This window comes from Catenuloplanes atrovinosus (genome assembly GCF_031458235.1).
Lineage (GTDB): Bacteria > Actinomycetota > Actinomycetes > Mycobacteriales > Micromonosporaceae > Catenuloplanes > Catenuloplanes atrovinosus.
Genome location: NZ_JAVDYB010000001.1, coordinates 3,854,817 through 3,872,066 on the forward strand (window position 1 = coordinate 3,854,817; position 17,250 = coordinate 3,872,066).

Annotated in this window: 16 protein-coding genes; 11 read left to right on the plus strand and 5 right to left on the minus strand. The window is 72.6% G+C overall.

Annotated features, from left to right (window positions below; translation table 11 throughout):
* The first annotated feature begins 72 nt into the window (after window positions 1–72).
* The 6 genes from J2S41_RS17345 to J2S41_RS17370 all read left to right on the plus strand — a co-directional run bounded on the left by J2S41_RS17345 (window position 73) and on the right by J2S41_RS17370 (window position 5,688).
* The gene (locus J2S41_RS17345) at window positions 73–906 is read left to right on the plus strand and encodes an ABC transporter ATP-binding protein (RefSeq protein ID WP_310368915.1); all 834 of its coding nucleotides are present in this window, start codon (window positions 73–75) and stop codon (window positions 904–906) included.
* Complete coding sequence (locus J2S41_RS17350; protein WP_310368916.1) at window positions 903–1,739, plus strand: ABC transporter permease; 837 nt, start codon at window positions 903–905, stop codon at window positions 1,737–1,739. The genes J2S41_RS17345 and J2S41_RS17350 overlap by 4 nt, the downstream gene beginning before the upstream one ends.
* Window positions 1,736–2,857 carry a sensor histidine kinase gene (locus tag J2S41_RS17355; RefSeq protein ID WP_310368917.1) on the plus strand — a complete coding sequence of 374 codons (1,122 nt, stop codon included), beginning with the start codon at window positions 1,736–1,738 and terminating at the stop codon, window positions 2,855–2,857. The genes J2S41_RS17350 and J2S41_RS17355 overlap by 4 nt, the downstream gene beginning before the upstream one ends.
* Window positions 2,854–3,471 (plus strand): response regulator, encoded by a 618-nt coding sequence (locus J2S41_RS17360; protein WP_310368918.1) that lies wholly within the window; start codon window positions 2,854–2,856, stop codon window positions 3,469–3,471. The genes J2S41_RS17355 and J2S41_RS17360 overlap by 4 nt, the downstream gene beginning before the upstream one ends.
* A gap of 76 nt (window positions 3,472–3,547) precedes the next feature.
* Window positions 3,548–4,240: a response regulator transcription factor gene (locus J2S41_RS17365; RefSeq protein ID WP_310368919.1), complete on the plus strand. Its 693-nt coding sequence runs from the start codon at window positions 3,548–3,550 to the stop codon at window positions 4,238–4,240.
* Entirely contained in the window at window positions 4,237–5,688 is a 1,452-nt protein-coding gene (locus J2S41_RS17370) for a HAMP domain-containing sensor histidine kinase (protein WP_310368920.1), read from the plus strand. Before J2S41_RS17365 ends, J2S41_RS17370 begins: the two co-directional genes overlap by 4 nt.
* 196 nt (window positions 5,689–5,884) lie before the next feature.
* Here J2S41_RS17370 and J2S41_RS17375 read toward each other — a convergent pair whose 3' ends face one another.
* Window positions 5,885–8,029: an MMPL family transporter gene (locus tag J2S41_RS17375; RefSeq protein ID WP_310368921.1), complete on the minus strand. Its 2,145-nt coding sequence runs from the start codon at window positions 8,027–8,029 to the stop codon at window positions 5,885–5,887.
* 232 nt (window positions 8,030–8,261) lie between these two features.
* On the opposite strand from J2S41_RS17375, the gene J2S41_RS17380 reads away from it, so the two are divergent.
* A complete protein-coding gene (locus tag J2S41_RS17380) occupies window positions 8,262–9,467 on the plus strand; it encodes a monooxygenase (protein WP_310368922.1) in 1,206 nt (401 codons plus the stop codon).
* Window positions 9,468–9,478: 11 nt separating this feature from the next.
* Here J2S41_RS17380 and J2S41_RS17385 read toward each other — a convergent pair whose 3' ends face one another.
* Window positions 9,479–10,222, minus strand: coding sequence for a response regulator (locus tag J2S41_RS17385; protein ID WP_310368923.1), 744 nt, complete (start codon window positions 10,220–10,222; stop codon window positions 9,479–9,481).
* Between the two features lie 419 nt (window positions 10,223–10,641).
* Between J2S41_RS17385 and J2S41_RS17390 the strand changes: the two genes are divergently transcribed.
* Genes J2S41_RS17390 through J2S41_RS17400 form a run of 3 tightly spaced genes read left to right on the plus strand, consistent with a single transcriptional unit; the run spans window position 10,642 to window position 12,931 of the window.
* Window positions 10,642–11,202, plus strand: a complete 561-nt coding sequence (locus J2S41_RS17390; RefSeq protein ID WP_310368924.1) for a copper chaperone PCu(A)C — start codon at window positions 10,642–10,644, stop codon at window positions 11,200–11,202.
* A complete protein-coding gene (locus J2S41_RS17395; RefSeq protein ID WP_310368925.1) occupies window positions 11,199–12,392 on the plus strand; it encodes a Dyp-type peroxidase in 1,194 nt (397 codons plus the stop codon). The genes J2S41_RS17390 and J2S41_RS17395 overlap by 4 nt, the downstream gene beginning before the upstream one ends.
* The gene (locus J2S41_RS17400) at window positions 12,392–12,931 is read left to right on the plus strand and encodes a copper resistance CopC family protein (protein WP_310376398.1); all 540 of its coding nucleotides are present in this window, start codon (window positions 12,392–12,394) and stop codon (window positions 12,929–12,931) included. The genes J2S41_RS17395 and J2S41_RS17400 overlap by 1 nt, the downstream gene beginning before the upstream one ends.
* 94 nt (window positions 12,932–13,025) lie before the next feature.
* Here the strand turns inward: J2S41_RS17400 and J2S41_RS17405 are convergent, their stop codons facing one another.
* The 3 genes from J2S41_RS17405 to J2S41_RS17415 form a co-directional block, all read right to left on the minus strand.
* Window positions 13,026–14,213, minus strand: coding sequence for a cytochrome P450 (locus J2S41_RS17405; protein WP_310368926.1), 1,188 nt, complete (start codon window positions 14,211–14,213; stop codon window positions 13,026–13,028).
* Between the two features lie 82 nt (window positions 14,214–14,295).
* Window positions 14,296–15,663: an Nramp family divalent metal transporter gene (locus J2S41_RS17410; protein WP_310368927.1), complete on the minus strand. Its 1,368-nt coding sequence runs from the start codon at window positions 15,661–15,663 to the stop codon at window positions 14,296–14,298.
* A gap of 9 nt (window positions 15,664–15,672) precedes the next feature.
* A complete protein-coding gene (locus J2S41_RS17415; RefSeq protein ID WP_310368928.1) occupies window positions 15,673–16,512 on the minus strand; it encodes a shikimate dehydrogenase in 840 nt (279 codons plus the stop codon).
* An 87-nt stretch (window positions 16,513–16,599) separates the two neighbouring features.
* Here J2S41_RS17415 and J2S41_RS17420 point away from each other — a divergent pair, with 87 nt between their 5' ends.
* Window positions 16,600–17,247 carry a TetR/AcrR family transcriptional regulator gene (locus J2S41_RS17420; RefSeq protein ID WP_310368929.1) on the plus strand — a complete coding sequence of 216 codons (648 nt, stop codon included), beginning with the start codon at window positions 16,600–16,602 and terminating at the stop codon, window positions 17,245–17,247.
* Window positions 17,248–17,250: the final 3 nt, after the last annotated feature.

Sequence of the window (17,250 nt, forward strand, 5' to 3'; positions counted from 1 at the left end):
CCGACCGGTGGACAACCGGATTCCGTCCACCGGTCGTCCCTCGCGCCGTCGTGACCTCGAAGAATCGAGTGCATGGCAGTCATCGAGGTGCGAGACCTGATCAAACGGTACGGCGGGTACACCGCCGTCGACGGCATCGCGCTGACGGTCGAGCGCGGCGAGGTGTTCGGCCTGCTCGGCCCGAACGGCGCGGGCAAGACCACCACGGTCGAGATCCTGGAGGGCTACCGCCGGCGTGACGGCGGCCAGGTGCGCGTGCTCGGCGAGGACCCGGGCCGGGCCGGCCGCCGCTGGCGCTCCCGGCTCGGGATCGTGCCGCAGGGCGCGCAGGACGGCGGCGAGCTGACCGTCCGCGAGTACGTCCGGCACGTGGCCCGCTTCTACCCGCGCCCACGCGACCCGGACACGGTCATCGAACGCTGCGGCCTGGCCGGGAAGGCGGGCGCGCGGCTGCGCACGCTCTCCGGCGGGCAGCGCCGGCGCGTCGACGTGGCGCTCGGCATCGTCGGCGACCCCGAGCTGCTGTTCCTGGACGAGCCGACCACCGGGTTCGACCCGGAGGCCCGCCGGGACTTCTGGTCGCTGATCCGCGACCTCGCCGCGGACGGCACCACGATCGTGCTGACCAGCCACTACCTGGACGAGGTGGAGGCGCTCGCGGGCCGGCTGGCGGTGCTGTCCGGCGGCCGGATCGTGGCCGAGGGCACGCCGCGCACGATCGGCGGCCGGACCGCGGACTCGATCGTGAGCTGGCGGGACGGCGACGGCCCGCACCGCGTGGTGACGGACGAGCCGATGCCGCTGCTGTCCACGCTCTCCGGCCGGGCCACGGCCGTGACCGACCTGCGCGTCCAGCCGCGCAGCCTGGAGGACGTCTACCTGGAACTGATCGGAGACAACCGATGACGACGACCACCGTGCGCGGCCCGGCCGCGACGCTGCCCTCGACGCTGCGGATCGGGCTGTCCCGGGGCGCGGCCGAGGTGCGCGCCTACTTCCGCGAGCGGGACGCCGTGGTGTTCACGTTCGCGCTGCCCACGCTGATCCTGGTGCTGCTCGGCTACATCTTCGACGAGCCGCTGGACGGCGCGCCCGGCACCCGGGTCAGCCAGGTGTTCGCGGCCGGGATGGTCGCGTACGGCATCCTCTCGACCGCGTTCATCAGCGTCGGCATCGGCATCGCCGCCGACCGCGAGGACGGGACGCTGAAGCGCCTGCGCGGCACGCCGGCGACCGCCGGGGCGTACCTCATCGGAAAGATCGTGCTGGTGGCGGTGACGACGGCCGGGTCCGTCGCCCTCATGCTCGCGACCGCGGTGCTGCTGTTCGGCCTCGACCTGCCCAGCGACACGGGGCGCTGGGTGACGTTCGGCTGGCTGATGGCACTGTCCGTGGTCGCGTGCACGCTGCTCGGCATCGCCGCCAGCACCCTGGCCCGGTCCGCGCGCAGCGCGCCGGCGGTGATGAACCTGCCGGTCCTCGCGCTGCAGTTCGTCTCCGGGATCTTCGTGCACATCACCGCGCTGCCGGATGCGATGCTGACCGTGGCGTCGTGGTTCCCGGTGAAGTGGATGGGCCAGGGATTCCGGTCGGTGTTCCTGCCGGACTCGCTGGCCGCGCAGGAGGTGGCGGGCTCGTGGGAGCACGGCAGGATCGCGCTGGTGCTGACCGCCTGGTGCCTGCTGGGCCTGGTGCTGTGCCTGGCGACGTTCCGGTGGACGGACCGCCGCACGCGATGAGGCGCTGGCTGTGGCCGTGGGACGCGTACCTGCTGATCTGCCTGACCGTGGTGACCGTGGCGGTCGCGCGCAACCAGGAGGTGTCGCCGGCCGCCCGGGTGACCGCCGCGGCCGCGATCGCGCTGATCGCGGCCGCCTGGCTGTTCTGGGGCCGGCGCACCGCGCCGCGCCGCGAGGAGGAGGCGCCGGCCGGGAACGCCGCCTTCATGGCGTGCGTGACCGTGCTGTTCGTGATCGCGGTGTGGGCGCAGGAGATGAGCACGTTCGCGCTGTTCGCGGTCGCGTCCATGCCGTTCCTGTGCCTGCCGATGCGCCCGGCGCTGGTCGCGGCCGCGGTGCTGAACCTGGCGCCGGTGCCGATCGGGCTGGCGCGCGGCGGCGGCTGGGAGGAGTTCCGGCTCGACGCGCCGATAGCCGCGATCGGGCTGACCTTCTCCGTGCTGATCGGCACCACCATCGGGCGGATCTCCCGGGAGAGCGCGGAACGGGCCCGGCTGATCGAGGAGCTGGAGGCCAGCCGCGCACGGGTCGCGGCGCTGTCGCACGACGCGGGCGTGGCCGCGGAACGGGCCCGGCTGGCCGCGGAGATCCACGACACGCTGGCGCAGGGGTTCACCAGCATCGTCACGCTCGCCCAGGCGATCGAGTCCGAACTGGACACGGATCGGGCCGCGGCCGACCGGCACCTGGCGCTGGTGCTGCGTACCGCGCGGGAAAACCTGGCCGAGGCGCGCGCGATGGTGACCGTGCTGGCCCCGGCCGAGCTGCACGGCCGCCCGCTGGCCGAGGTGCTCACCCGGCTGGCCGCCGCGCACGGGGCGACCTGCACGGTCGAGGCGGGCGACTTCCCGACCGCGGTGGAGGTGGTGATCGTGCGGACCGCGCAGGAGGCGCTGACCAACGTGCGGCGGCACGCCGGCGCGAGCACGGTCACCGTCGACCTGGCCGGCACCCGGCTGACCATCAGCGACGACGGGGTGGGCTTCAACGTCCGTCAGGACACCGGCGGGTACGGACTGCGCGGCATGCGGGCCCGCGCGGAGCAGATCGGCGCCCGCCTCACCGTCACCTCCGCACCGGGGGCCGGAACCACGATCGAACTGGACGTACCGTCATGATCAAAATCCTGCTGGTCGACGACCACCCGGTGGTACGCGACGGGCTGCGCGGCATGCTCGGCGCCGAGCCGGACCTGGACGTGGTCGGCGAGGCCGGCTCCGGCCTGGAGGCGGTCACCGCGGCCCGCGCGCTGCGCCCGGACGTGGTGCTGATGGACCTGCGGATGCCCGGCGTGGACGGCGCCACCGCCACCGGGCTGATCCTGTCCGAGCTGCCCCAGGTTCGCGTGGTGGTGCTGACCACGTACGACACGGACGCGGACATCCTGCGCGCGGTCGAGGCGGGCGCGTCCGGTTACCTGCTCAAGGACGCCAGCCGCGCGGAGCTGACCGACGCGATCCGCGCCGCCGGCCGCGGCGAGACCGTGCTGGCCCCGGCCGTCGCGGGCCGGCTGGTCCGGCAGGTGCGCCAGCCCGCCGCGCCGACGCTCACCGCGCGCGAACTGGAGGTGCTGCGGCTGGTCGCGCGCGGCCACACGAACGCGGAGATCGGCCGCCACCTGCACATCAGCGAGGCGACCGTGAAGACGCACCTGCTGCGCACGTTCGCGAAGCTGGACGTCTCCGACCGTACGGCCGCGGTCACCACCGCCATGTCCCGCGGACTGATCTGAGCGCCGGCACTCTAATCCTGGCCTCAGGTTGAGCGGGGACGATGAGCGGTAAAGGCATCGATTGGAGGGGGCCGAGGTGCGGATCATCATCGCGGATGACGAGGCGGCCATCCGTGAGTCGCTGGAGCGGGTGCTCCAGGTCGAGGGGTACGACACCAGTACGGTCGCCAACGGTCTCGCCGTGCTCGACGAGGTCGACGGGGTGGGCGGTGACACGCTGGATCTGTTGATCCTGGACGTGATGATGCCCCGTCTCGGCGGGTTGGAGACCTGCCGGCGGTTGCGGGCGGCGGGCCGGGATCTGCCGGTGCTGATGCTGACCGCCCGGGATCAGGTCTCCGACCGGGTCGCGGGGCTGGATGCGGGTGCCGACGACTACCTGCCCAAGCCGTTCGCCACGGAGGAGTTGCTGGCCCGGGTGCGGGCGCTGCTGCGTCGGCGCACGCCGGCCGGCGGGGAGTCGCAGGTCCTGTCGTTCGCCGACGTCCGGCTGGATCCGGACCGGTTCGAGGCGTGGCGTGGCGGGCGGCCGCTGCGCCTGACCCGGACCGAGTTCTCCCTGCTGGAGGTTCTGGTGCGCAACGCGACCCGGGTGTTGCCCCGCGACGTGCTGTTCGAGGCGATCTGGGGCTTCGACATGAGCACCACCGCCAACAACCTCCAGGTGTACGTGAGCTACCTGCGCCGCAAGCTGGAGGCCGAGGGCGAGCCGCGGTTGATCTACACGCTGCGCGGCCTGGGATACACGTTGCGGGAGACTCCTCCGTGAGCCGGTCCACCGGCCGGGGACCGCGCCGGTTCACCCGGTGGTGGCGCCGGCGGTCGCTGCGGACCAGGATGACGGTGATCGCGGCGACGGCCATCGCGGCCAGCGTGTTCGTGTCCTTCCAGGTGGCCACCGAGCTGCTGGGCGGGGAGTTGCGGGACGCCGCGGAGAACCAGCTTCGCGCCGACTCCCGGGTCCTGGCCGCGGACGCGGAGCGCGCCGGTCTGGCGCGGGTCCAGCTACCGCCCTATCCCGGATCCGGCCGGCTGGTGCGGGTCATCCTGGCCGACGGCTCGACCCGGACCCCGGCCGGCCAACCCGCGCTGCCCCCGGTCAGCGAGGCCGCCGGGCGGGTGGCGCAGGGCGTGTCGGCCGACCTGATGGAGTCCAGGGACGGCGACGACGAGGGTTACCTCGTCTACACGCTGCGGGCGGGTGACGGCGCGGTCCAGGTGGCCCGCCTCGCCGACGACGGCCCGATCAATCAGCTCGGGTTCGGCATGCTGGTGCTCGGGCTGCTCTGCGTGGCCGGGGGCGCGCTTGTCGGACGCGCCGTGGCGCGGGCCGGGCTGGCACCGATCGACCGGCTGACCGCCGCCGCGGTGCGGGTCGCGCAGACCCGGGATCTCGACGCCGCCATTCCGGACGAGGGCGGTGGGGAGATCCGGCGGCTGGTCCAGTCGATCAACGACATGCTCGCCGCGCTCCGGGAATCCCGGCAGGCTCAGCGGCTGCTCGCCGAGGACGCCGCTCACGAGCTCAAGACCCCGCTCACCAGCCTGCGCCTCAACGTCGAGCTGCTGATCCGGCTCGATCGGCGCGGCACCCTGAACAGCGCGCTGCCGGCGGAGAGCCGGACCCGGCTGCTCAACGATCTGGGCGCTCAGGTGGCCGAGTTGAGCACCCTCGCCGCCGAGCTGACCGACCTGGCACGCGGTGACATCAGCGACGAGAACACCGAGTTGCTCGACTTCGCCGACGTGGTGGTGGCCGCCGTGACCCGGGCGCGCTCCCGCAAGCCCGGCATCGAGGTCGCGGTCGACGCGAACTCCGTGTGGGTGAGCGGGCGCCCCGCCGCGCTGCAACGGGCGGTGCTCAACCTCATCGACAACGCCGGCAAGTGGTCCCCCGCGGAGCAGCCGGTCCAGGTCCGGCTCCGTGCCGAGGGTCGGTCGGCGGTGCTCGAGGTCGACGACGCCGGGCCGGGCATCGACGTCGCCGACGTACCGCGGGTGTTCGACCGGTTCTACCGTGCCGAGAGTGCCCGGGCGTTGCCCGGGTCCGGTCTGGGGCTGTCGATCGTGCGGCGGGTCGTCGACGCCCACGGCGGCCGGGTCGCCGTCGCCCGCTCCGCACGCGGTGGCGCGCTGCTGCGGGTCGAGCTTCCGGCCGCGTCCCCGCCCGCCCCGATCGCGCGGTTCACCGCCGGGGAGGACCCCGCGGTCCGCTGACCCGCCCCCTGGGCACGTGTCCCGGCTGGCCCGTTCCCCAGGGCGCGGGTCCCGGCTGGCCCGTTCCCCAGGGCGCGGGTCCCGCTGGCCCGCCGTCGGGGCGCGGCGCGGGCCGGCGGGCGGCGGCCGCCGGACTCGGGAAAAGGACCCGGGACGGGCTGGGCGCCCGTCCCGGATCTCGTTGGTGCCGCCGCGCTCACCGGTGCAGCGCGAGCTCCTCGTCGCCGGTGAGCGGCTGGGGCCCGGCCGGCGGTTCCGCCGTCGGCCGGGACAGCCGGCTCGGCCACCAGATCCGCCGGCCGATCAGCAGGGTGAGGGCCGGGACCAGGACCGACCGCACCAACAGCGCGTCGAGCAGCACGCCGAAGGCGACCAGGAAGCCGACCTCGATCAGCATCACCAGCGGAAGCGTGGTGAGGACCGCGAACGTGGCCGCCAGGACCACGCCGGCCGAGGTGATGACGCCACCGGTGGCGGACAGCGCCTTGAGCATGCCCGCCCCGGTGCCGAGCCGCACGGTCTCCTCCCGGGCCCGGCTGGCCAGGAAGATGTTGTAGTCGACGCCGAGCGCCACCAGGAACAGGAACGCCAGCAGCGGCACCGAGTAGTCGATGCCCTTGAACCCGAGGATCGTGTCGAAGACGAAGACGCTGCCGCCGAAGGCCGCGGCGAATGAGACGATCACGGTGGCCATCAGGACCAGCGGGGCCACGATCGCGCGCAGCAGCAGCCCGAGCACGATCAGGACGACGGCGAGCACCAGCGGGATCACCAGCCTCTCGTCGCGGCTGGTGGTCGCCGCGGTGTCGAGGTTCTCCGCACTCGGCCCGCCGACGATCGCCTCCGCCCCGCTCACCGCGTGCACGGCGGCGCGTACCCGCGTGATCGTGTCGTACTCCGCGGCGGTGTCCGGTGCGTCCGTCGGGTACACGGAGATGTCGGTCCAGCCACCGGTGGTCTGACCCGGGACGGCCTCGGCCACACCGCGGGTGTTCTTGACGACCTCGAGCACCCGGTCCTGGTACGCCGGCCGGGTGAAGACCGTCATCGGCTGGCCGCCCAGCTCCGGGAAGTGCTGGCGGAGAACGGTGAACCCGGTGACCGACTCCGGCGGGGACAGGAACTGGTCCTGCTCCCGCAGGGCGCCGGTGTTGCCGGTCAGCCCGATGGCCAGCACGCCGAGGACTCCGAGGGAGCCGATCGTCGCCACCCACCGGCGGCGGCCGATCATGGCACCGAGTCGTCCCCACAGCCCCGGCTTCTCCGTCACGGCCGTGCTGAACCGCGGGATGGCCGGCCAGAAGATCCGCCGGCCGAGCACCACGAGCACCGCCGGGAACAGCGTCAGCATGGCCGCCAGCGCGCACAGGATGCCGGCCGCACCGATCGGGCCCAGTCCGCTGGTGCTGTTCAGGTCCGCGACGAGCAGGCAGAGCAGGCCGGCGACCACGGTGGCCGCGGACGCGGCGATGGCCGGCGCCGCGCTGCGCAGCGCGTGCACCATCGCGACCCGGACATTCTCGTGGTGGTGCAGGGTCTCCCGATATCGGGCGATGAGCAACAGCGCGTAGTCCGTGCCGACGCCGAACACCAGGATCGTCAGCAGCGCCGAATTCTGGTCGTTGATCACGATGCCGAAGCCCTTGACGAGCAGGTAGACGGTCGCCATCGCGGTCAGTGCGGCCACGCCGACCACCACCAGCGGGATGAACCACAACACCGGGCTGCGATAGGTGAGGATGAGCAGGATCGTGACGACGATGACGGTGGTGAGGAAGACCTGTAGGTCGATGCCGTCGAAGACGGCGTCCATGTCGCCGTCGATCGCGGCCGGGCCGGTCACGTCCAGGTCCAGGCCGGCGGGGCGGTCCTTCGCGGCGTCACGCAACGGGCCGACGATGGCCTCCGGTCCGCCGTAGGTCGTGCTCACGTCGAGGGTGAACAGCATCGCCTTGCCGTCGGCGGAGGGCCTCGTCGCCGGGCCCTCGTCCTCCTCGGGGGCCGCCGCCTTCGGCGGGTACCGCGTGGCGAGGGTGTCGTAGTGGCGCTGGACCGTGGCGCGGTCGGCGTCGGTCAGCCCGCCGGCGCGGTGGTACACGAAGACGAACGTATGGTCCTCACCGCCGGGGAGAGTGTCCTCCAGCATCGCGACCTTGGTGGACTCGGCGCTCGCCGGCAGGGTGTCCACGGCTTTGTCCGTGGTGACGGAGCTCAATTGTCCGCTCAACGGCACCATGACCGCCGCCAGCGCCACCCACAGGCCGATCACCAACCACGGCACCCACCGGCCGGCCAACCGACCGACCGGCGCCTCGCCGGACGGTCCTGCGTTGACTGCCATCAATAGCCTCCTACATACGAGTTGCGTCGCTCATCTGCGGCTGATGTCGTACCGAGCGAACCTGAGACGACCGTTAATCCGCTGGTCAGTCCGGTTGGGGCGGGCAGCGCGCCACGACTTCCCCGCGGGTGCCGGCCGGCGCTCCGGAGTGGTACCGCGGTACCGCCGCTCAGCCGAGAATGACGACCGCGGTACGACGAAACCGGACGGAATCGGGCCTAGCTTTCGAGCTATGACGGAATGTGATAGCCCACTGTGGAGGCTCGCGACGGGCACCATGCCGCTGGCGGCGGTGCTGGCCGTCGCCGCCTGCGGGCCGGACACCGGCAGCAGGCCGGCGCCCACCGCGGCCGACTCGCACAGCGCGCACGCGGGCGGGTCGTCGGCTCCACCGCAGCCGCTGCGCGCCGGCGAACGGTTCCTCGACCTGAGGATGGCGGAGGCCTACACGCCCGCGCCGCCGGAGGGAGGCGGCTCGGACGAGTACCGGTGCCAGGTGATCGATCCGGGCCTGACCGAGGCGGCGTTCCTGACCGGCACCCAATTCACCCCCGAGAACGTCACCATGGCGCACCACGCCATCGTGTACGTGGTGCCGCCGGGCGGCGCCGCCGCGGTGCGCGAGCACGACGCGAAGACCCCCGGTCCCGGCTGGCAGTGTTTCGGCGGAACCGGCGTGCCCGGCGCCGAGAACGAGGAGGGGGATGCCACCTGGGTGGACACCTGGGCGCCGGGCGCCACGGAGGCGCTGCTCAACCACGACGCCGGCTACCGGCTGGAGCCGGGCAGCCTGATCATCCTCCAGATCCACTACAACCTGCTCGCGACCGACGGCAAGCCGGCCGGGTCGGACCGCTCGGCGGTACGGCTGCGGCTGACGGACGGCACGCCCCAGACCCGGGAACTCGTCACGTGGTCCATCGACGCGCCGACCGAACTGCCCTGCGCCCCCGACGAGTCCGGTCCGCTCTGCGATCGGGCGGCCTCGATCGCGGACACGACGAAGCGGTTCGGGGAGGACGTCGGCGGGATGGCGGACCGTCAGGTGGAGGAGTGCAGCCAGGGTACGCCGAGGCCCGGTAACACCCAGAGCTGCGACGAGCAGGTGGAGGAGCCGGCGACGCTGTTCGCCGGGTTCGGCCACATGCACATGCTCGGGCGCTCCATCACGGTCGAGCTCAACCCGGGCACGCCGAAGGCCGAGGTCGTGCTCGACGTGCCGCGGTTCGACTTCGACAACCAGCGGTTGATGCCACTGCCGACGCCGGTGGACATCGGCCCGGGAGACGTACTGCGGGTGACGTGCACGCACGACGCGGGGCTGCGCAAACAGGTGCCGCAGCTCAAGAGGCTCCCGCCGCGCTACGTGACGTGGGGCGACGGCACCAGCGACGAGATGTGTTCGGGCATCATGACGGTCTCCCCCCGCGAGTCCTGACAAGGGGTCGATCACGGGCGGTGCAGCGGCTCGGCCCGCGGCGGTGTGGCCGGGAACCACGCCTGCGCCCGCGGGGAACGCGCGCGGTGCGGCGCCGGCCGGGTGAGTCGCAGGTCGTAGGCGAAGATGACGGCCTGAATCCGGTCCCGTGCGCCGATCTTGGCGAGGACCCGCCCGACGTGGGTCTTCACCGTCGACTCCGACAGCGTGAACCGTTGCGCGATCTCGCCGTTGGTGAGGCCGTGGCCGATGGCGACGAGGATCTCGCGCTCGCGGTCGGTCAGGAAGTCCAGCCGGTGATCCTGCGGTCCGGGCTCGCAGAGGTCATCGTCGAGCCGGTCGGCGACCGCGTCGAGCAGCCGCCGGGTCAGCGCCGGGGCAATCACCGCGTCCCCGGCGGCGACGGCCCGGATGCCGGCGAGCAGCTCCTCCGGGCGGACGTCCTTGTGCAGGAGACCGCTCGCCCCGGCCCGCAGCGCGGCGAACGCGTGCCGGTCCGAGTCGGACGCCGTCAGCACCAGGACCCGCGAACGCCCACTGGTGGCGACGATGCGCCGGGTGGTCTCGATCCCGTCGACGCCCGGCATACGGATGTCCATCAGCACCACGTCGGGACGCAGCTCGGTGATCCGGCGAACGGTCTCGGCGCCGGTCTCGGCCTCGCCGACGATCTCGGTTTCGAGGGTGTTCTCCAGCAGCACGCGCAGGCCCAAGCGCTGTAGCGGCTGGGCATCCGCCACGAACACAGAGATCATGAATGGCTGCCTCTCCGGGGGCGCGGCCGTCCGGTACGGGCCGGCGCCGACGTGCCGCCGTCACGCGTGACGCGTTCGGCCGGGCCGACCGGGCCGAGCCCCGCGTCGCCCGGCGATCCCCCGGTCATACCGAGCGATCCTGAGACGACCGTTAGAGCGCCGTTCAGGCCGGTCGGCCGGATCACCGTCGCAGGCCGCGCGACGCTGCGACGGATCGTGAACGGCGACATCCCGTGCGGCCGTCGCGGTGACCCGGCCGACCGGGCGGTTCACGGTCGCTGCCGCGGACGTACGGAGTCCGGCTCGCCGGATGCCGCTTCGTGCGTCACCGGTCCGGCGGTCATCCCGCTGAGACAGCGGGAACCGATCACCCCGTCACGCCGACCAACTCGCCGAAGGATCAACGAGGAGGACAGCAGATGGGTAGGACCTCGCGTTTCGGTGCCGGACTGGTGCTGGCACTGGCGCTGGGCGGTCTCACCGCGTGCGCGAACGACGGCAACGCGGCCGCACCGTCATCGAGCGCCACCGCCGCGAGCACGCCGGCCGGGCTGACCGTCCGGGACCCGTGGATCAAGGCGGCGGACACCGGCATGACCGCCGCGTTCGGCACGCTGGTCAACGGCGGCAGCACGGACGTCACCGTGGTCTCCGCGGCCACCGAGGTCTCGCCGATGATGGAGCTGCACGAGACCACCATGGTCAACGGCGCCATGCAGATGCAGCCCAAGCAGGGCGGCTTCACCATCCCGGCCGGCGGCGAGCACGTGCTCCAGCCCGGCGGCGACCACATCATGATGATGGGCCTCACCACGCCGGTGCAGGCCGGCGACGAGATCGTGGTGACGCTGACGCTCGGCGACGGCAGCACGACCCGGTTCACCGCGATCGGCAAGCCGTTCACCGGCGCCCAGGAGTCGTACGCGCCCGGCGCGCACGGCAGCGCCATGCCGTCCATGTCCGCCGGGGCGCATTCGTGACCGGTCCGCAGCTCAGCCGGCGCGGGCTGTTCACCGGCGGTGCCGCCGCTCTCGGCGGCGCCGTCGCGGGCGGCGCGGTCGTCACCGCGCTGCGACCGGAGCCCGCGCCCGCACCGCCGCCGGCACCGGACCTGGTCGACTTCGGCCAGGCGATCGAGCCGTTCCACGGCGCGCGGCAGGCCGGGGTGGAGACCGTGCCGCAGGCGCACGCCGCGTTCGTCGCGTTCACGCTGCGGCCCGGCACCGACCGGGCCGCGCTCGGCCGGATGATGCGGCTGCTCAGCGACGACGCGGCGCGGCTGACCCGGGGCGAGGCGCCGCTGGCCGACACGGAGGCCGAGCTGGCCGTGGTCCCGGCGCGGCTGACCGTCACGTTCGGCTTCGGGCCCGGGCTGTACGCGGCGGCCGGGCTGCCCTCCCCGGTCGCGGCGCTGCCCGCGTTCCCGCAGATAGACAGGCTGGAGGAGCGCTGGAACGGCGGCGACCTGCTGATCCAGATCTGCGCGGACGACTCGATCACGGTCGCCCACGCGCAACGCATGCTGATCAAGGACAGCCGCCCGTTCGCGACCGTCCGATGGGTGCAGCGCGGCTTCCGGCGCAGCGCCGGCACGGAGGCGTCCGTCCGTACCCAGCGCAACCTGCTCGGCCAGCTCGACGGCACCGCGAACCCGGCGCCCGGCACCGCCTCGTTCGGCACCGCGGTCTGGCGTGAGGACGGCTCCACCCAGCTGGTGGTGCGACGTATCCGCGCCGAACTGGAATCGTGGGACCTGCTCGGCCGTGCCGACAAGGAGAACGCGGTCGGCCGGAAGCTCGACAGCGGCGCGCCGCTGACCGGCGTCACCGAGCTGGACGAGCCGGACTTCGCGAGGCTGGACGCCACCGGGTTCCCGGTCATGCCGGACTTCGCGCACGTCACCCGCGCGCGGCAGACCGACGACCGGCTCAAAATCGTGCGCCGGCCGTACAACTACGACGACGCGCCGGCCGCGGACGGGACCGCGGACTGTGGACTGATCTTCGCGTCGTACCAGGCGGACATCGTGCGGCAGTACCTCCCGATCCAGCGGCGGCTGGCGGAGAAGGACCTGCTCAACGAGTGGATCACGCCGATCGGGTCGGCCGTGTTCTCGGTCCCGCCGGGCGCTGCGGAGGGCGGCTGGGTCGGGCAGGGGGTGCTCGCGTGATGCGCCGGGTCGTGGTGGCGGCGCTCGCGGTCGCGGTGGCGGTGCTGGTTCCGGCCGCGCCGGCGTACGCGCACAACCGGCTCACCTCGTCCACGCCCGCGGAGGGGGCACGGCTGGAGGCGGCACCGGCGCAGATCGCGCTGACCTTCGCGGAATCGCTGAATCCGGTGTACACCCAGGTCATCGTCTCGGACGCGGCGAAGGCGCGGGTGGCGGTGTCCGATCCGGTGGTGGACGGCGCCACGGCGACGGTCACGCTCGCGGGTGCGCCGGCGCACGGGGTGTACACGGTGGCGTACCGGGTGGTGTCCAAGGACGGGCATCCGGTGCAGGGGTCGTACGCGTTCACGGTCGGCTCCGGCGTCCCGAGCGCGGCCCCGGAGGTCACCGATCCGGCCTCCACGGCCGCTCCCCCGGCGGCCGGTGGGCCGCCGACGGGGGTGGTCGCGCTGGTGGCGATCGGGGCGGTGGTGCTCGTCGCGGGCGGAGCGGTCGCGTTCCGGTTCTCCCGCCGGCGCACGACCCCTGCCGCATCCTGACGCCCTCCCCCCGCCGCGCCGCGTCGATCCAGGCGCGAGGCGGCTGGACCCGGCGCGACAGGACCCCGCCGGGTGCGGCGGGGTCGGTGGCGGGTCAGTCCCAGGTGATCATCATGCGTTCGGGGCCGCGGGTGGAGAGGCCCGTCTTCCAGTCGATGCCGGCCTCGCCGTCGGACAGGCGGAGGCCGGGCAGGCGGCCGAAGAGCATGCCGATCGCGACCTGCAGCTCCATCCGGGCCAGCGGCGCGCCCAGGCAGTGGTGGGCGCCGTGGCCGAAGCCGACGTGGGACGCCTCCTCGCGGCGCAGGTCCAGCCGGGCCGGGTCGGTGAAGACGGACTCGTCGCGGTTGGCCGAGGTGACGGCGGGCAGCACCGGCTCGCCCGCGCGGACCAGGACGCCGCCGAGCTCGACGTCCTCGGTCGCGTAGCGTGGGATGCCGGCGCCGAGGCCGAGCGGCACGAAGCGCATCAGCTCCTCCACCGCGCGCGGCACGTCGTCCAGCGCGGACAGTTGGGCCGGGTGGTTGAGCAGTACGTAGACGAAGTTCGGGATCTGTGACGCGGTGGTCTCGTGGCCGGCGACCAGGATCGCCTGGATGAGCGAGAGCATCTCGTCCTCGGAGAGCCGGTCCTGCTCGTCGCGCGCCTGGACCAGCGCGGTGATCAGGTCCTCGCGCGGTTCGGCGCGGCGCCGCGCGATGAGCCCGGCCGTGTACTCACGCATGGCCAGCGCGCACGCGCCGACCTCCTCGGGCGTGTACCGCGTGGTGGACAGGAAAGCGTCGGACCAGTACCGGAACTCGCCCCGGTCCTCGAACGGCACGCCGAGCAGTTCGCAGATCACCGCGACCGGCAGCGGCAGCGCGAACGCCTCCACCAGGTCGGCCGGCCCGCCGGCCACGAGCATGTCGTCGATCAGGCCGTCCGCCAGCCGCTGTACGCGCGGCCGGAGCCGCTCGATGCGCCGTACCGTGAAGGCCTTGGTCACCAGGCGGCGGAGTCGGCTGTGCTCCGGCGGGTCCAGCGACATGATGTTGCCGGGCGGCGGGATCAGCGGGCGCAGGCGTGGCTCGTCGCGGCCCGTCGCGGCGGCCCGGCTGAAGCGCGGGTCGCCGAGCACGATCTTGACATCGTCGTAGCGGGTGGCGAGCCAGGCCGGCTCGCCGTAGGGCAGCCGGACGCGGATCATCGGCTGGTTGCGCAGCTCGGCGAGCTGCGGGTCGGGATCGAGCCGTTCGGGGATCGCTGCCGGATAGGCGCGCGGTTCATCCACGGTCGTCATAACCCTCAGGCGTACGCCGTGTGCCTTAGGGTGTCAACCGCCGGCACACCGCGTACGCCATCCTAGGAGGCTGGCCTGATATTTAGAGCCGCTGAAGCTGGGTGACGACCATGGCGAGCGCGAAGAAGCCGTAGAAGCCGATCGCGACGACCATGCCGCCGAGGCGCCAGCCGCGCATGCGCACCGCGGCGGGCAGGTCCCGGATGTTGAGGCGGACCAGCAGGATCGAGTAGAGCAGCGTGACCACGGACGCGGCGCAGGTGGAGACGATGAGCAGGCCGAGCGGCTGGGTGAAGCCGGCCAGCAGGATGATCGAGCCGAGCACGATCTCGGTCCAGACGACCAGCAGGTAGAGGCGGGGCTCGGTCCAGCGGGCCGATCCCGGCAGGTAGGAGCGGCGGACGAAGTCGGCGGCGAGCCGGCCGATGACGTCCAGCAGGCCCATGGCGGCGGCCCAGAGCGAGACCGCGGCGATCGCGAAGAACAGCAGCTTCAGCCAGACGCCGACCCGGCCGGCGAGCACGTCGCCCTCGATGCGCAGGAACGACGGGTCGTTCTTCAGGTCGCCGCGTCCGGCCAGCGTCTCGTACGCCAGCAGGCTCATGATCGTGATGGTGAGCAGGCAGACGGCCACGAACGTGACCAGGTGCTCCACGTTCGCCCGCCGCCACCAGACCCGCCAGCGCTCCAGGTTGGCGGAGGACTCCGCGAGCTCGAACCGGTCCGCGCCGGCCGGTTCCGAGCGCCCGGTGATCGGCGAGATCAGCCGCGGCACGTGCGCGCCCATCCCGTACCGCTTGTCCCGGATCCAGTTGCTCAGCACCAGGTTGTGCACGCCGCCGGCCCCGGCCGCGCCGATCGCGCTGAGCAGCATCACGAATGTGATCTCCGGTGGGATGCGGCCGAACTCGACCACCGCGGCCCGGGCGCCGGAGCCCCAGGTGGACAGCGAGATGACGAACACCGCCACGACCAGCAGGAAGAACAGCGTGAGCGCGACCTTGACGGTCTCCACCCGCTCGACCGTGGTGTAGACGACGCGGGACACGGACAGCAGCACGCCGACCAGCACCAGCACCAGCACGGTGATCCACACCGGGTCGCCGCCGCCGATCAGGTAGGTGAACACGGTGGAGCCGCTGGTCGCCCAGCCGGGCCAGACGTACTGGAACGCGCCGGCCAGGCAGATGATCACACCCCAGCCCTTCCACCAGCGGGAGAAGCCGGCGACCACGGTCTGCCCAGTGGCCAGCGTGTACCGCTCGATCTCCATGTTGATGACGAACTGGACGAGCAGCGTGGTGATGGCGAGCCAGAGCAGGCCGAGGCCGCCGAGCACGGTCAGGTAGGGCCAGAGGATGATCTCACCGGCGGCCATGCCGATGCCGACCGCGACGACGCCGGGGCCGATCATCCGCCGCAACGGTACGGGAGCGGGTAGGTCAGTCATGTCGCACTCCTAGGAGAGCAGAAGATCCAGGTGGCGCAGCATCCGCGCGATATCGGGGGTGCGCCCGGTGAACAGCCGGAACGCGGCGGCGGCCTGGTACGCGCACATGGCGGTGCCGCCGAGCGTGCGCAGGCCGGCCGCGCGGGCGGCGCGCAGCAGGGGCGTGTGGACCGGCATGTAGACGATGTCGGCGACCCAGAGGCCGGGGTGCAGCAGCTCCGCCGGCAACGGCAGTCCCGGGTGCCGGTGCATGCCGACGGGGCTGGCGTTGACCAGGCCGTCGGCCGTCTCGATCGCGGCGGGCAGGTCGGTCGGATCCGCCACCGCGATGCGGTCGGTGTCGAAGTGCAGGCTGAGCGTCTCGGCGAGCAGTCCGCGCCGGTCCAGGTCGGGATCGGTCACGGTGAGGTGGCCGACGCCCAGGCCGAGCAGCGCGTGCGCGCAGGCGGCACCGGCACCGCCCGCGCCGAGCTGCACGACGCGGCGGGTGGCCACGTCGGGGAGCCCGGTGCGGAACGACTCGGTGAAGCCGTACCCGTCGGTGTTGTGCCCGTGCCGCTCACCGTCGCGGAACACGACGGTGTTGACCGCGCCGATCGCCCGTGCCTGTGGCGACAGCCGGTCGAGCAGCCCGACCACGTGCTGCTTGAACGGATGGGTGATGTTGAGCCCGGCGAAGCCGTCGCGTTCGGCGTCGTCGAGCAGCCGGCCGAGCGTGGCCGGGGTGCCCGCCCGGTCCACGTCGATCAGCTCATAGCTCAGGTCGAGGCCCTGCCGGCGGGCCTCGGTCTCGTGCAGCGCGGGCGAGAACGACGCATCGATCCCGGCGCCGATCAGTCCACACCGCATCCGATGACTCCCTTGAATGTACGAACTGGTACGTTAGTTATCCTGGTCACATTCGTCCGTGTCAAGACCCACATGCAGACTGGAGCGATGGAGAAGATGACCGTGGCGGCACCGGCGGAACGACGCCGTGACGCCGCGCGCACCCGGGCGGAGATCATCGACGTGGCCACGGACGAGTTCGCCAACCGGGGGTACTCCGGCGCGCGGGTGGACGAGATCGCGGCGCGCACCCGCACCACGAAGCGGATGATCTACTACTACTTCGGGGGCAAGGAGCAGCTCTACCGCGCGGTGCTGGAGCGGGCGTACGCGGAGATCCGGGCGGCGGAGCGGGCCGTGGACGTCGAACACCTCGACCCCGCCACCGCGGTACGGCGGCTGGCCGAGGTGACGTTCGACCACCACGAGGCGCACCCCGCGTTCATCCAACTGGTCGGTGTGGAGAACGCCCAGCACGCCCAGCACATCGCGCACGTGGCCCGGCTGGTGGACCTGAACAGCTCGGCCGTGGACCTGCTGCGCGGGGTGCTCGAGCGCGGGCAGGCGGAGGGCGTGTTCCGCACGGACGTGGACGCGCTGGACGTACACATGATGATCAGTTCGTTCTGCTTCTTCCGGGTGGCGAACCGGCACACGTTCGGCGCGCTGTTCGACCGCGACCTGCTGGATCCGGAGCGGCGCGCGCACTACCGGGCCATGCTCGGCGACCTGGTCACCGGATATCTACGCATTTAGGAG